Raw genomic sequence first — 12,990 nt, forward strand, 5'->3', positions numbered from 1 at the left:
ATATGTAAACACCATTAACGCAACTTTCCATCGCAAGCATTGCAAAAAATGTTGCGAATTTTGTCTATAAATATAAGTTCGATCAGTTAAGCTAAATCACTGGAGCCATGCTGAGGCATGCCAGATGTGAGGCGCAGGCTTCCACATGTCTGTGGGTGTGAATCGCTCCAGCCCCTAGATGCTTGCGAGCCGTTGGTGGCCTGTCCCGGCTCCTAAAAGCTTTCCTGTTTTATGGAATCAGGCATGAGTAGAGGCTTGTATGCGGAAATCGTGGCTGGCTATGGCGGGCTTGCTCGCGCTGTTTCATTCTCCCGTAAACGCCTGCACCTTGTGGGGTGCGGCCGGGGCGGCCAGCGCGGAGGGCACGCTTTTGGCCAAAAACCGCGACTGGAAGCCGGATCATGCGCAGTCCTTGCGCTTGCGTCATCCGCAGCAGGGCTATGCCTATCTGGGCTTGTATGCCGACAACGGCAGCGCGCCGGGCATCAAGGCGGGCGTGAATGAAAAGGGGCTGGCCGTGGTCAGCGCTTCCGCCAGCAGCCTGCCGCGCACGGTGCGGCTGGCGGACAGCGAGAGGCACGGCATTCTGGCGCAGCTGTTGCGCGATTATGGTTCGCTGGACGAGGTGGCGGCCGCGGCCGACAAGGTGTTTCCGCAGTCTCGCCCTGTGTTTCTGCTGTTGGCTGATGCCGGCGGCCTGATGCAGGTGGAAATAGGCCAGCAGGGGCGTTACCGGCTGGTCCGTCAGCAGAATGGCACCTTGGCGCATACCAATCATTATGCGGACACCGACTTGCTGGATGCGCCGCAAAAAGTCGGCGCCAGCAGCAGAACCCGGCTGGATCGGATCCAGTCTTTGCTGGCGCGGCAGCCGCAGCATAGTCTGGCCGAGTTCGAGAAGCTGAGTCAGGATCGCCATGATGGCCCTGACAACAGCCTGTGGCGCAACGGCCATGAGTACACGTTGGCCGGCTGGCAGATGGCTTTCCCGCCTGCTGCCGCGCCCAAGCTGCATCTGGTGCTGGCCAATCCCGGCGCCGCGCCGCTGACGCGCGATTACACGCTGGATGCGGCATTTTGGGCGCAGCCGGCTCGGACATTGCTGCCTTGATCCCCCCGGATGAATGCATTTAAGATGCTTTGGGCATAATGTCTATCGCGTTCAATCGCAGAGGGGAAAAGCAATGCGCATCCGCAGCATGTATTTCAAGGTGGCCGAGATGGAGGCGGAGCTGGCGTTTTGGCAGGCTTTTCTGGAAAGGGAGCCGCTGAAGCGGGGCAGCCATTGGTCGGAATTCATGGTGGGCGAAACCCGCTTGGGCATGCTGCTGAATGATTTTGGCGAGGAACTGCAAGGCTGCGCCGCCGTGCCGGTGTTCGAACTGGCGCCGGAGCGATTGGCGGCTGCCGTGAGCCGCGCCAAAGAGGCCGGCGCGACGGTGGTGCTGGACGGACTGGCCAATCCGCAAATGAACTCCATCGTGTTGGCCTCGCCTGGAGGCAATGAGTTCGAGCTTTGCCATTGCGCGGCCCATGGCTGAGACCGCCAGGCTGCGCGAGCAGTTGACCCTGTTTGTGCCGCGCGTCCAGGGCGAGCCGCTGGAGGCGCTGCGCCATGCGCTGGACCCGGTGCAGGCCAGACTCATCGCGGCGCACGTCACGCTGTGCCGCGAGGACGAAATCGCCGATTTGGACAGGGTTCTTCTGTTTGAGCGCTTGCGTGGAATGGGACCGTTGCGGCTGGCGTTCGGCCCGGCGGAGCGCTTTCAGGGGCACGGTATCATGTTGCCCTGCGTCGCCGGCGAGGCGGATTTCCAGGCCATGCGCCGCGAGGTGTTGGGCAGCGCCGCGCGCGGTCATGCTCCGCACCTGACGCTGGCGCATCCGCGCAACCCGCGCGCGGCCGGCAATCTATTGTTGGATACCCCGGGCCTGCCGCGGCACATCGCCATCACATTCGTCGCGGTCAGCATGATCCGCCAGTACGGCGGCCAACCGTGGCAGCAACTGGGACGGATGACGCTGGGTCGGGCTGTGGCAAGAATTGATTAAAAAATGAGCGCACGAATTTTCTCTTTTCCGCTCATGGGCTTGGCTGGTTTATCCACAATCTGTCACCAGGCTTGTTCTTGCCGGGTGTGGGAAAGTTCCGTCATTGCTCAAATTTTGAGCGTGCGAGGCAAGTATTTCAAGGTAAAGGGATTTTTCATCTTGTCCCTAACTTGTCCACAGCCTTGTTCAATCTTGATGTGGATTATGTTCAAAAACGAAAACGCCGCCCGGATGGGGCGGCGTTTCGCTCATGGCGCTTGGGTAGTGGCGTGATCAGGATTCCAGCGCTTCCAGCTGTTCCTGCACTTCCATCCATTCTTCCTCCACCACGGCCAGGCGGCTGGCCACTTCCCCCTGTCGTTTGACGCTGTCGGCGAGCTTCAGCTTGTTGGCGTCGTCGTACGCCTCGGCGGAGGACAGGAAGGCTTCCAGCTGGGTTTTCTCTTGCGACAGCTTGTCCATTTCCTGTTCCAGCTTGTTCAGGCGGTTTTGCAGCGGCTTGCGTTGCTTGGCCAACTGCTGGCGCGCCTCTGCCTCCTGGCGCTTTTGCTCCTTGCGGTTCACGCCCTGGGCATCGCCGTCGGATGGTTTGTTGCCTTCGGCCAATTGGGCGATGCGCCATTGCCGGTAGTCTTCCAGATCGCCGTCGAACGGCTGCACCTTGCCGCCGCTGACCAGCCAGAATACGTCGGTGGTGGATTCCAGCAGGCTGCGGTCGTGCGACACCACGATCAGCGCGCCAGTGAAGTCCTGCAGCGCTAGCGTCAGCGCGTGGCGCATCTCCAGGTCCAGGTGGTTGGTCGGTTCGTCCAGCAGCAGCAGGTTGGGCTTCTGCCAGACTATCATCGCCAGCGCCAGGCGCGCCTTTTCGCCGCCGGACATCGGGCCGACCGGGTCGGTGGCGGCGTCACCGCGGAAGTTGAATCCCCCCAGGAAGCTGCGCAATTCCAGCTCGCGCGTGGTCGGCGCCAGGCGCTGCATGTGCAAGAGCGGCGATTCGTCCGGACGCAGCGTTTCCAGCGTGTGCTGGGCGAAATAGCCTATCTTCAGCATCTGCGCGTTGATGCACTCGCCGGATAGCGGGGAAAGGTCGCCGGACAGCAGCTTGACCAGCGTGGATTTGCCGGCGCCGTTGACGCCCAACAGGCCGATGCGCGCGCCGGCCTCTACCGACAGGCTGATATCGGACAGGATGGTCTTGTCGCCATAGCCGGCATTGGCCTTGTCCAGCTTCAAGAGCGGATTGGGCAGGTGTTCCGGGCTGTCGAAATGGAAGTCGAACGGCGAGGCGGTATGGGCCGGCGCGATCCGTTCCAGCTTCTCCAGCGCCTTGACTCGGCTTTGCGCCTGGCGCGCTTTGCTGGCCTTGGCCTTGAAGCGGGTGATGAACGATTCCAGGTGGGCGATCTGGCGCTGCTGCTTTTCGTACTCGCCTTGCTGGCGCGACAGTTTCTCCGCGCGCATCACTTCAAATTGGCTGTAGTTGCCGGTGTACAGCGTCAGCGTCTGGTTGGCCACTTCGACGATGTGGCTGCAGATGGCGTCCAGGAAGTCGCGGTCGTGCGAGATCACCAGCAGCGTGCCGGGATAGGCCTTCAGCCAATCCTCCAGCCACAGCACGGTTTCCAGGTCCAAGTGGTTGGTGGGTTCGTCCAGCAGCAAAAGATCGGAACGGCACATCAGCGCCTGGGCCAGGTTAAGCCGCATGCGCCAGCCGCCGGAGAAGCTCGCCACCGGACGTTGCTGGGCCGCCTCGTCGAAGCCGAGGCCGGTCAGCAGCTTGCCGGCGCGGGCCGAGGCGGAATAGGCGTCGATATGCGCCAATTCGCCGTGCAGATGGCCGATGGCGTTGCCGTCGTGCCTGGCTTCCGCCTCGGCCAGTTGCGCTTCCAGCGCGCGCAGCTCCTTGTCGCCGTCCAGCACGTAATCGAGCGCGCTGCGCTCCAGCGCAGGCGTTTCCTGCGCCACATGGGCCATGATCCAGTTGGGCGGGATCAGCATATCGCCGCCATCGGCGTGCAATTCGCCCAGCAGCATGGAAAACAGGCTGGACTTGCCGACGCCGTTGGCGCCGGTCAGACCGGCCTTGTAGCCTGGGTTGAGCGTCAGATTCGCGCCGATCAGCAGTTCTTTCAGGCCGCGGCGCAGGCTTAGGTTTTTGAGTTGGATCATGATGGTATTGGGCCACGAAATCCACGAAACGACACGAAAAATAAAGCTGGCGGAGCAAGCTGCTGACTCAGCGGCGGCCTGCCGGCTTCGGGAGTTGTTCGTGTGCTTTCGTGGTTTTCGTGGCTGATAAAATATTTAGGTTTACACCGCCGGCAGGCTGGACAAATCCCAACGCGGCTTGATGCTGAAGCTGCCCGGCTGTTCCGCATACTTCACGCGCATGGCGCCGGCAAAGGCGATCATCGCGCCGTTGTCGGTGCACAGCGCCAAAGGCGGGTAGAACACCTCGAAACGCTTGCGCGCGGCGGCATCGTCGAGCGCGGCGCGCAGCTGCTTGTTGGCGCCGACGCCGCCAGCCACCACCAGCCGCTTCATGCCGGCCTGTTTCATCGCGGCGAGGGATTTTTTCACCAGCACTTCGACGATGGCCTCCTGGAAGGCGCGGCAGATGTCCATCCGCGTCTGCTCGTCGATTTCGCCGTGCTCGGCTTCCACCTGCTTGGTCATCGTCAATACGGCGGTTTTCAGGCCGGAAAAACTCATGTCCAGATTGCCGGAATGCAGCATGGGGCGCGGCAGGGTGAAACGGTCCGGGCTGCCGGATTCGGCCAGTTTGGACAGCAGCGGGCCGCCGGGGTAGGGCAGGCCCAGCAGCTTGGCGGTTTTGTCGAAGGCCTCGCCGGCGGCGTCGTCCACCGTTTCGCCGAGGATTTCGTAGTCGCCCACGCCGCGCACCGCCATCAGCTGGGTGTGGCCGCCGGAGACCAGCAGCGCCAGGAAAGGGAATTCCGGCTTGGGATCGGCCAGCAGCGGCGACAATAAATGGCCTTCCAGGTGATGCACCGGGATTACCGGGATGTTCAGGCCGAAGGCCAGCGCATTGGCCATGCTGGCGCCCACCATCAGCGCGCCGCCCAAGCCGGGGCCCTGCGTATACGCGATGGCGTCCAGGTCGGCCAAGGTTTTGCCGGCGTCGGCGAGGCAGGCCTCGGTCAGCGGGATGGCGCGGCGGATGTGGTCGCGGCTGGCCAGCTCCGGCACCACGCCGCCGTACTCGGCGTGCATCGCCATCTGGGTGTGCAGCTGATGGGCCAGCAGGCCGTGTTCGGTGTCGTAAAGCGCGACGCCGGTTTCGTCGCAGGAAGATTCAATACCAAGTACCAGCATGGGTGCAGCTCGGATATAACGGGACAATCTTTCTATTCTACCGGTGAATCTTTGTCTGCCCAAATCGGCGATGTTAGTCTGATGAGGTTTTTCGATCAAAAAGGGGAAGAGTGCGATGCAGGCGAGACTGAAATGGGTGGACGGCGTGTGCTTCATGGGCGAAACCGGCAGCGGCCACGCGGTGGTGATGGATGGCGCGCCGGAAGGCGGCGGCCGCAATCTGGGCCCGCGGCCGATGGAGCTGGTGCTGTTGGGCACCGCCGGCTGCACCAGCTATGACGTGATCACCATCCTGAAAAAATCCCGCCAGGACGTGCGCGACTGTTGGGTGGAGATAGAGGCGGCGCGCGCTGACGTCGATCCCAAGGTGTTCACCAAGATTCATTTCCATTTTGTCGTCGTAGGACGGGATTTGAAGCCGGACGCGGTGGAGCGGGCGATCAAGCTGTCGGCGGAGAAGTACTGCTCCGCTTCCATCATGCTGGGCAAGACGGCCGACATCACGCATGATTTTGAGTTGCGGGAAGTTGAGTGACGGCGTTTTTGCTTCGGCTCAGCTAAGCAAATCAAAAATAGAGCTTTATGTTGATCAAGCACCTGGCTTAGCATGATGGCATTAAAATCAATGTGCGAGGCCAATACATGAAGCGAACCATCCTGGTGTTGTCCCTGGCGCTGGCCGGCCTGATGCCGCTGGCGCATGCCGATGTCAGCAACGACCACGCCTTGCCGCCGGGCATCGCCTGGCAGCAGGGCGATGTGCCCGCCGCGTTCGCCAAGGCGCGTAGCGAAAACAAGCCGGTATTCCTGTACTGGGGCGCGGTGTGGTGCCCGCCGTGCAATCAGGTCAAATCCACCATTTTCAACCGGCCGGATTTCATCGCCGCCACCAAGCAGTTTGTGCCGGTGTATCTGGACGGCGACAGCGACAACGCCCAGCAGTTGGGCGAGCGGTTCAAGGTGCGCGGCTACCCGACGATGATTCTGTTCCGCCCGGATGGCACGGAGATCACCCGCCTGCCGGGCGAGGTGGACCCGCAACGCTATCTGCGCACCTTGCAGCTGGGCCTGACCACGGTGAGGCCGGTGAAGGCGCTGCTGGCCGACGCGCTGGCCGGCAAGCCGCTGGCGGCCGATGACTGGCAGCTGCTGGCCGATTACGCCTGGGATGTCGACCAAGGGCAGATCATTCCGGAATCTGACGTGACGGCTGCGCTGGTCAAGCTGGCGCGCCAGGCGCCGGCTGAGCAGGCCGCCACTGCCACCCGCTTGCAATTGAAGGCGCTGGCCGCGCTGGCGGGCGACAAGCAGCCGCCTGAATTCGATAAAGCGGAAGCCCGCGCTCGCCTGCTGAACGTGTTGAACGACGACACGCTCAGCCGCGCCAATGCCGACATCGTGATTTACGCGGCGGCCGACCTGCTGAAGCTGCTGGGCGACGCGCCATTGCGGGCGGCATTCCATGGCCAATTGCAGCGGTTGTCCAATGACGAATCCCTGGCCTGGAGCGACCGACTCGGCGCCGAATCCGCCGTGCTGGATCTGTACAAGGCTGAGCGTCCCAAGCAGCCGTTGCCGGCCGAATTGGTGACGGATATTCAGAGCAAGGTGGCGGCGGCGGACAAGGCCAGCGCCAACCCGTATCAGCGCCAGGCGGTGATCACGGCTGCCGGCGAGCTGCTGGCCGATGCCGGGCTGCTGGCGGAGTCCGACAAATTGCTGCAAGGCGAGCTGAAGACCTCGCATGCGCCGTACTACCACATGCTGATCCTGGCCTCCAACGCCAAGGCGCGCGGCGACAAGGCGGCGGCGCTCGATTGGTATCAAAAGGCCTATCAAGCCGCCGAGGGGCAGGCGACGCGGCTGCAGTGGGGCGCCAGCTATGTCGGCAACGCGGTGGAGCTGGCGCCGCAGGATGCCGCCCGGATCGAAACCGCCGCCCAAGAAGTGTTTGCCGACGCGGCCAAGTCCGACAGCGCGTTCTACGAGCGCAGCCGCCGCTCGCTGGAGCGCGTCGCCAGCCGGCTGAAAACCTGGAACCAGGATGGCAAGCACGCGGAGGCGATCAGCCGTCTGGCCGGCCAGTTGAATGGCGTCTGCGAAAAGCTGCCGGCCGCCGATGCGCAGAAACCGGTATGCGACGGGCTGGTCAAGAGCCTGAAGTCCTGAACATCCCCCTGGCCCAAGCCCGCCCGCCTGTCTGCGCGGCGGGCTTTTCCGTTTCAGGCGTATAATAGGCTTTTGCTTGCAGCTAATTGTGCCGTGTCATCCCCCCGCTACGTAGTCAAAGAGGACGAGGTGACGTTCACCGCGATGCGCGCCCAGGGCGCAGGCGGGCAGAACGTCAATAAAGTGTCGTCTGCCATCCATTTGCGTTTTGACATTGCCGCCTCATCGTTGCCGGCATGGCTGCGCGAGCGGTTGCTGGGCCTGAACGATCAACGCATCAGCAAGGAAGGCGTGCTGGTGATCAAGGCGCAGCAGTACCGCACCCAAGAGCAGAACCGCGCCGATGCGTTGCTGCGGCTGCAGGCGCTGATCGACGGCGCCAGCCATACGCCCAAGGCGCGCCGCGCCACCAAGCCCACTTATGGCTCCAAGCAGCGCCGGCTGGCCGGCAAATCCCAGCGCGCGGCGATCAAGTCGCTGCGCGGCCGCGTGATCGATTAAGCCGGTTTCGCTTGCGCGCCGCTCAAAGCCGGGTACAATGCCCGGCTCGATAATGTACTGAATTGCAAGGAAATCTCGATGTCGAAGAAGCCGCAGGAAAAACTGGATGAGGAAACGCTGGCGCTGCTGGCCTGGTGCGCGGAGGTGGAGACCCATCTGGTGGCGGCCGGCGCGACCGCGGCCGAAGCTCAGGAGCATATCGAAGAGCAGGCTGAATGGTATACCGACCAGTTCTTTGACGGCCTGACGCCGGAAGAGGCTGCCAAGGCCGCGCTGGCATGAGGCAGCGCGTCGCCGTCATCGACTTTGAAACCAACGGCATCACGCCGGGCCGCGATTGCCGCGCCACGGAGATAGGCGTGGCGATGGTGGAAGACGGGCGCGTCGTCGACCGCTTCCAGAGTCTGATGAACGCAGGCGTGTGGGTGCCGCCGATGATCGAACAGCTGACCGGCATCAGCAACGCCATGTTGCGCGCCGCGCCGCCGGCGCATGAGGTGATGCGCGAGGCGGCGCGTTTTGTCGGCGACACGCCGCTGGCGGCGCATAACGCCAGTTTCGACCGCAAGTTCTGGGACCATGAACTGTCCTTGCTGGGCCTGGCGCGCCGGCAGGATTTCGCCTGCACCTTGCTGCTGTCGCGCCGCCTGTTGCCGCAGGCGCCGGACCACAAGCTCGGCACGCTGACGCGCTGGGCCAAGCTGCCCGATGCCGGCCGCGCCCACCGCGCGCTGGCCGACGCCGAAATGGCTGCCAATTTGCTGACGCTGCTGGGCGACACGCTGCAGCGGCAGTTCCATCTGCCGGACATCGACCACGCCTTGTTGTGCAAGCTGCAGAAGGTGACGGCGGCCAAAGTCAAACCGTATTTGCTGGATTTGCAGTCGCGGCGGATCAGTTGAGGGCATGAAAAAAGCGGAAGCCATGGCTTCCGCTTTTTGTTGGCGCTGAGTTACGCTTCACGCGGTGTAATGACCTGTACTACATAAACATATTGTCCATTGGGCGGGCTTTGTGCGATATAGGCGCAATACCAGTTGGAGCCCCAGGGCAGGCCGGTGTCCCATGGGCTGTTCGGCGCGTCGTCCCAAGTCCATTTTTTGGTTTGGTCCTGAGGGTTGGCCGGGAAGTGCGTGCTCTCGTAAACGTGAATCTGGCCTTGCTGGGCGCGGAATGGCGCAGTGCTGCTCCATTTGAGCCAGAGGGTGCCCTGCTGCTGGAAGGCGGTCAGCGTCCAGGCATAACTCCTGGTGGCTGTCGCGTCCGCAATGGCGGCTTGATTTTCGGTGGTGGTAGACATGTTGCCCCCGGGGGGAGTTGGAAAGGGGAGGGCGGCCGGAAGGGTTACATTCGTCGCGGGATGTGCGATGCGCTTGCGTGCCAAGCAGGTACTGCCGGCAGGTAGGAGCCGCCCTGATTCATACTAGGTAGCTTGCGGCAGCTTATAAATACGTATCAATACTGCGCTAATAGAAACCATTGAATGCTTTGCTACGAACTTGAGGCTGGCCCGCTGGCGCGAACGGTTCGACAATCGCCGCTTTTCCGCGGGGCCTGAACAAACTGCGCTGTCGCTTGGCCATGTCTGCAGTCTGGAGCGGGTGATCGCGGATCGCCCTTGCCGGTCAGTTTCATCGCGGTGCCGCCGGGCAAGGAAAAACGGCGCCGCGCCGCCTGATCGCCGCTCATTCGGAACATGGCGACAGGGCAGAGGTGGCTTTCCCCTGCCGCGTCCAAGCCTATCGCCGCATTCGGCTATGGCCGGTATCAGCTGATCTGCAGCGGCGGGAAGGACTTGACCAGGTCGTCGATGGCCTTGATTTCCGCCAGGAACGGTTCCAGCAGCGCCAGGGGCAGGGCGCTGGGGCCGTCGCACTTGGCTTCGGCCGGGTTCGGGTGGGCTTCCAGGAACAGGCCGGCCAAACCCACCGCCATGCCGGCGCGGGCCAGCTCGGCTACCTGGGCGCGGCGGCCGCCGGAAGCCGCGGCGCCGGATTCACGCTGCTGCAGCGAGTGGGTGACGTCGAAAATCACCGGACGGTTGCCGGATACCTTCTTCATCACGCCGAAGCCCAGCATGTCCACCACCAGGTTGTCGTAGCCGAGGCAGGTGCCGCGGTCGCACAGGATCAGCTGCTCGTTGCCGGCTTCGACGAACTTTTCCACCACGTTCTGGATCTGCGCCGGGCTCATGAACTGCGGCTTCTTGATGTTGACGGCGCGGCCGGTCTCGGCCAGCGCCACCACCAGGTCGGTCTGGCGGGCGAGGAAGGCCGGCAGCTGGACTACGTCCGCCACTTCGGCCACCGGGGCGGCTTGCCACGGCTCGTGCACGTCGGTGATCACCGGCACGCCGAAGGCATCCTTCACCGCCTGCAGGATCTTCATGCCTTCTTCCAGGCCCGGCCCGCGATAGGAATGGATGGACGAGCGGTTGGCCTTGTCGAAGCTGCCCTTGAACACGTAGGGAATGCCCAGCTTCTGGGTGACGCGAACGTATTCCTCGGCTGCGCGCAGCGCCAGATCGCGTGATTCCAGCACATTGACGCCGCCGAACAGCGTGAACGGGGCTGCGTTGCCGACGGTGACGGACGGGGAAAGGGTAACGTTGATCAAGGGAGTCTTCCTGTGTTCGTGCGCGGCCGCGCGAGGGGCGCGGCCGGATTGAGCAAAACGACATGATATACCCACTGCGCGGCGCGAACCATCCCGAACAAGCGGCGGCGACGCGGACATGCCGTACGCGTATGATGTCGGCTTGACCACCCAAAACGAGCGTTCTTCTATGGCAGACCTGTCCGCCTTTCCCATCACCGGCAAATGGCCGGCCCAATACCCGGACCGCTTGCAGCTGTATTCGCTGGCCACGCCCAACGGCGTCAAGGTATCCATCATGCTGGAGGAGATCGGTTTGCCCTATGAGGCGCATACCGTCAGCTTCGAGCGCAACGAGCAGCTGTCGCCGGAATTCTTGTCGCTGAACCCGAACAACAAGATCCCGGCCATCCTCGATCCAAACGGCCCCGGCGGCAAACCGCTGGCGCTGTTCGAGTCCGGCGCCATTCTGATCTATCTGGCGGAAAAGACCGGCAAGCTGCTGCCGGCTGCCCCCGCCGGCCGCTATGAAACCCTGCAGTGGCTGATGTTCCAGATGGGCGGCGTCGGCCCGATGTTCGGCCAGCTGGGCTTCTTCCATAAGTTCGCCGGCAAGGATTACGAGGACAAGCGGCCGCGCGATCGCTATGCCGCCGAGTCGCGCCGCCTGCTGGGCGTACTGGAAGGGCGGATGGCCGGCCGCGACTGGATCATGGGCGACGACTATACCATCGCCGACATCGCCATCTGGCCGTGGGTGCGCAATCTGGTCGGCTATTATGGCGCGGGGGAGCTGGTGGGCTTTGCCGATTGTCCGAATCTGCAACGCGCGCTGGCGGCCTTTGCCGCGAGGCCGGCCGTGGCGCGCGGTTTGGAGGTGCCGGCGCGCGGCTGAAGCGGGGAACGGGGCTCATGGCCGGTCTTACTGGGCGGCAAGCTTACCAGCGGCCGCCCAGCGCGGCGATCAGCGCGACGCTGCCGGTGTACTGGCGGTTGACCACGGTCCACAGATTGTTCTCGGCGGCGATGCGGGCATTTTGCGCCGACAGCACATTCAGATACGCCACCGTGCCGGCCTGGTACTGATTCTGCGCGATGGCTTCCGCCCGCTTGGCCGCCGCGACCGCCGCGCGCTGCATGTCGGCTTCTTCCTTCAGCAGGCTCTGCGCCGACAGATTGTCCTCCACGCCTTGCAAAGCCGCCAGCACGGTTTGGCGGTAGCTGGCCACGCTGGCATCGTAGCCGGCGATGGCCTGATCGGTCTGGGCGCGGCGCAGGCCGGCGTCGAACAGCGTCAGCGCCAGCGACGGGCCGACTGACCAGATGCGGTTGGGCAGCGTCACCCAATCGGCGAAGGTGGAGCCGCGGTAGCCGCCGCTGGCGCCCAGCGTCAGCGTCGGGAAGAAGGCGGCCCTGGCGATGCCGATCTGCGCGTTGGCGGCGGCCATATTGCGCTCGGCGGCGGCGATGTCGGGGCGGCGCTCCAGCAGCGTCGAGGGCAGGCCGGCCGGGATCTGCGGCAGATGCGGCTGCTGGCTGGCCGGCGGCAGCGCGAAGCTGGCCGGCGCCAGGCCCAACTGGGCGGCGATGGCGTGCTCCAGTTGGGCGCGCGTCAGCCGCTTGTCCACTACCGCGGCCTGGGCGGTTTTCCACTGGCTTTCGGCCGAGGCCACGGCGTCGTCGCCGACGATGCCGGCCGCGTACTGGTTCCGCGTCAGCTGCAGGGTGTCGCCCAGCAGTTTTTCGCTCTGGCGCAGATTGGCCAACTGCATGTCCGCTACCACCAGCTGCAAATAGGCGGTGGCGAGCTGGGTCTGGCTGCTGAGCCGGATGGCCGCCAGTTGGGCTTCGGATGCCTGCTGCTTGGCCTTGCCGGCCTCCACTTCGCGGCGCACGGCGCCCCACAGGTCCACTTCCCAGCTGGCGGACAGCCCCAGGTTGTACCCGTTTGTCGCGCCGGCGCCGGGCGCGGCCACTCCATGGCTTTTTGAGGCGTTGGCCGACAGCGAGGGGAACAGCCCGGCTTGGGCCTGCCGCAGCGCCGCCTGCGCCTCGCGGTATTGCGCCTCGGCCTGAGCGATGGTCGGGCTTTGCCGGTTCAGCGTGTCCATCAGCCGGTGCAGCGTGGCGTCCTGGAATACGGCCCACCAGTCGCCGCGCGGCATGGCGTCCTGCGGCTCGGCGGTTTTCCAGCGTCCGTCCTCCTTGAAGCTGGCAGGGATGTCCAGTTTCGGCTTGACATAGTCGGGGCCGACGGCGCAGCCGGCCAGCGCCAGGGCGGCCGCGGCGGCGATCAGGCCGGATTTCAATGGTTTTCTTGTTTTATGCATCGCA

14 protein-coding genes are annotated in these 12,990 nt (G+C 63.8%); 9 read left to right on the top strand and 5 right to left on the bottom strand.

Annotated features, from left to right (window positions below; genetic code table 11):
* Nucleotides 1–259: 259 nt before the first annotated feature.
* The 3 genes from QUG01_RS05520 (at nt 260) to QUG01_RS05530 (ending at nt 2,052) form a co-directional block, all read left to right on the top strand.
* Entirely contained in the window at nt 260–1,111 is an 852-nt protein-coding gene (locus QUG01_RS05520; protein WP_500829249.1) for a carcinine hydrolase/isopenicillin-N N-acyltransferase family protein, read from the top strand.
* Nucleotides 1,112–1,184: 73 nt separating this feature from the next.
* Nucleotides 1,185–1,541, top strand: coding sequence for a VOC family protein (locus tag QUG01_RS05525; RefSeq protein ID WP_500829250.1), 357 nt, complete (start codon nt 1,185–1,187; stop codon nt 1,539–1,541).
* On the top strand, nt 1,534–2,052 hold the full coding sequence (locus QUG01_RS05530) for a 2'-5' RNA ligase family protein (RefSeq protein WP_500829251.1): 519 nt from the start codon (nt 1,534–1,536) through the stop codon (nt 2,050–2,052). Before QUG01_RS05525 ends, QUG01_RS05530 begins: the two co-directional genes overlap by 8 nt.
* A 273-nt stretch (nt 2,053–2,325) precedes the next feature.
* On the opposite strand, the gene QUG01_RS05535 is transcribed toward QUG01_RS05530, so the two are convergent.
* The gene (locus QUG01_RS05535) at nt 2,326–4,224 is read right to left on the bottom strand and encodes an ATP-binding cassette domain-containing protein (protein ID WP_500829252.1); all 1,899 of its coding nucleotides are present in this window, start codon (nt 4,222–4,224) and stop codon (nt 2,326–2,328) included.
* A gap of 141 nt (nt 4,225–4,365) precedes the next feature.
* The gene (gene tsaD, locus QUG01_RS05540; RefSeq protein WP_500829253.1) at nt 4,366–5,391 is read right to left on the bottom strand and encodes a tRNA (adenosine(37)-N6)-threonylcarbamoyltransferase complex transferase subunit TsaD; all 1,026 of its coding nucleotides are present in this window, start codon (nt 5,389–5,391) and stop codon (nt 4,366–4,368) included.
* Between the two features lie 115 nt (nt 5,392–5,506).
* On the opposite strand from tsaD, the gene QUG01_RS05545 reads away from it, so the two are divergent.
* From QUG01_RS05545 to QUG01_RS05565, 5 genes are all read left to right on the top strand, one after another.
* Nucleotides 5,507–5,926 (top strand): OsmC family protein, encoded by a 420-nt coding sequence (locus QUG01_RS05545; RefSeq protein WP_500829254.1) that lies wholly within the window; start codon nt 5,507–5,509, stop codon nt 5,924–5,926.
* Nucleotides 5,927–6,033: 107 nt separating this feature from the next.
* Nucleotides 6,034–7,560, top strand: coding sequence for a thioredoxin family protein (locus QUG01_RS05550; protein ID WP_500829255.1), 1,527 nt, complete (start codon nt 6,034–6,036; stop codon nt 7,558–7,560).
* A 93-nt stretch (nt 7,561–7,653) separates the two neighbouring features.
* Nucleotides 7,654–8,061, top strand: a complete 408-nt coding sequence (arfB, locus tag QUG01_RS05555; RefSeq protein ID WP_500829256.1) for an alternative ribosome rescue aminoacyl-tRNA hydrolase ArfB — start codon at nt 7,654–7,656, stop codon at nt 8,059–8,061.
* Nucleotides 8,062–8,139: 78 nt separating this feature from the next.
* On the top strand, nt 8,140–8,343 hold the full coding sequence (locus QUG01_RS05560; protein WP_103321470.1) for a hypothetical protein: 204 nt from the start codon (nt 8,140–8,142) through the stop codon (nt 8,341–8,343).
* Complete coding sequence (locus tag QUG01_RS05565) at nt 8,340–8,963, top strand: 3'-5' exonuclease (protein WP_500829257.1); 624 nt, start codon at nt 8,340–8,342, stop codon at nt 8,961–8,963. The genes QUG01_RS05560 and QUG01_RS05565 overlap by 4 nt, the downstream gene beginning before the upstream one ends.
* A gap of 50 nt (nt 8,964–9,013) precedes the next feature.
* Here the strand turns inward: QUG01_RS05565 and QUG01_RS05570 are convergent, their stop codons facing one another.
* Both QUG01_RS05570 and kdsA read right to left on the bottom strand, forming a co-directional pair.
* A complete protein-coding gene (locus tag QUG01_RS05570) occupies nt 9,014–9,361 on the bottom strand; it encodes a hypothetical protein (protein ID WP_500829258.1) in 348 nt (115 codons plus the stop codon).
* A gap of 467 nt (nt 9,362–9,828) precedes the next feature.
* Nucleotides 9,829–10,677 carry a 3-deoxy-8-phosphooctulonate synthase gene (kdsA, locus tag QUG01_RS05575; RefSeq protein ID WP_500829259.1) on the bottom strand — a complete coding sequence of 283 codons (849 nt, stop codon included), beginning with the start codon at nt 10,675–10,677 and terminating at the stop codon, nt 9,829–9,831.
* A gap of 118 nt (nt 10,678–10,795) precedes the next feature.
* Here kdsA and QUG01_RS05580 point away from each other — a divergent pair, with 118 nt between their 5' ends.
* Nucleotides 10,796–11,551, top strand: a complete 756-nt coding sequence (locus tag QUG01_RS05580; protein WP_500829260.1) for a glutathione S-transferase N-terminal domain-containing protein — start codon at nt 10,796–10,798, stop codon at nt 11,549–11,551.
* A gap of 43 nt (nt 11,552–11,594) precedes the next feature.
* Here QUG01_RS05580 and QUG01_RS05585 read toward each other — a convergent pair whose 3' ends face one another.
* Nucleotides 11,595–12,986, bottom strand: a complete 1,392-nt coding sequence (locus QUG01_RS05585; protein WP_500829261.1) for an efflux transporter outer membrane subunit — start codon at nt 12,984–12,986, stop codon at nt 11,595–11,597.
* Between the last annotated feature and the right edge of the window lie 4 nt (nt 12,987–12,990).

Source organism: Chromobacterium sp. CCUG 76385 (genome assembly GCF_059916625.1).

Bases quoted from the DNA above. Each gene is read 5' to 3' on its own strand.
- QUG01_RS05520 (WP_500829249.1), top strand. From the start codon at position 260: ATGCGGAAATCGTGGCTGGCTATGGCGGGCTTGCTCGCGCTGTTTCAT.
- QUG01_RS05525 (WP_500829250.1), top strand. From the start codon at position 1,185: ATGCGCATCCGCAGCATGTATTTCAAGGTGGCCGAGATGGAGGCGGAG.
- QUG01_RS05530 (WP_500829251.1), top strand. From the start codon at position 1,534: ATGGCTGAGACCGCCAGGCTGCGCGAGCAGTTGACCCTGTTTGTGCCG.
- QUG01_RS05535 (WP_500829252.1), bottom strand. From the start codon at position 4,224: ATGATCCAACTCAAAAACCTAAGCCTGCGCCGCGGCCTGAAAGAACTG.
- tsaD (WP_500829253.1), bottom strand. From the start codon at position 5,391: ATGCTGGTACTTGGTATTGAATCTTCCTGCGACGAAACCGGCGTCGCG.
- QUG01_RS05545 (WP_500829254.1), top strand. From the start codon at position 5,507: ATGCAGGCGAGACTGAAATGGGTGGACGGCGTGTGCTTCATGGGCGAA.
- QUG01_RS05550 (WP_500829255.1), top strand. From the start codon at position 6,034: ATGAAGCGAACCATCCTGGTGTTGTCCCTGGCGCTGGCCGGCCTGATG.
- QUG01_RS05560 (WP_103321470.1), top strand. From the start codon at position 8,140: ATGTCGAAGAAGCCGCAGGAAAAACTGGATGAGGAAACGCTGGCGCTG.
- QUG01_RS05565 (WP_500829257.1), top strand. From the start codon at position 8,340: ATGAGGCAGCGCGTCGCCGTCATCGACTTTGAAACCAACGGCATCACG.
- QUG01_RS05570 (WP_500829258.1), bottom strand. From the start codon at position 9,361: ATGTCTACCACCACCGAAAATCAAGCCGCCATTGCGGACGCGACAGCC.
- QUG01_RS05580 (WP_500829260.1), top strand. From the start codon at position 10,796: ATGCCGTACGCGTATGATGTCGGCTTGACCACCCAAAACGAGCGTTCT.
- QUG01_RS05585 (WP_500829261.1), bottom strand. From the start codon at position 12,986: ATGCATAAAACAAGAAAACCATTGAAATCCGGCCTGATCGCCGCCGCG.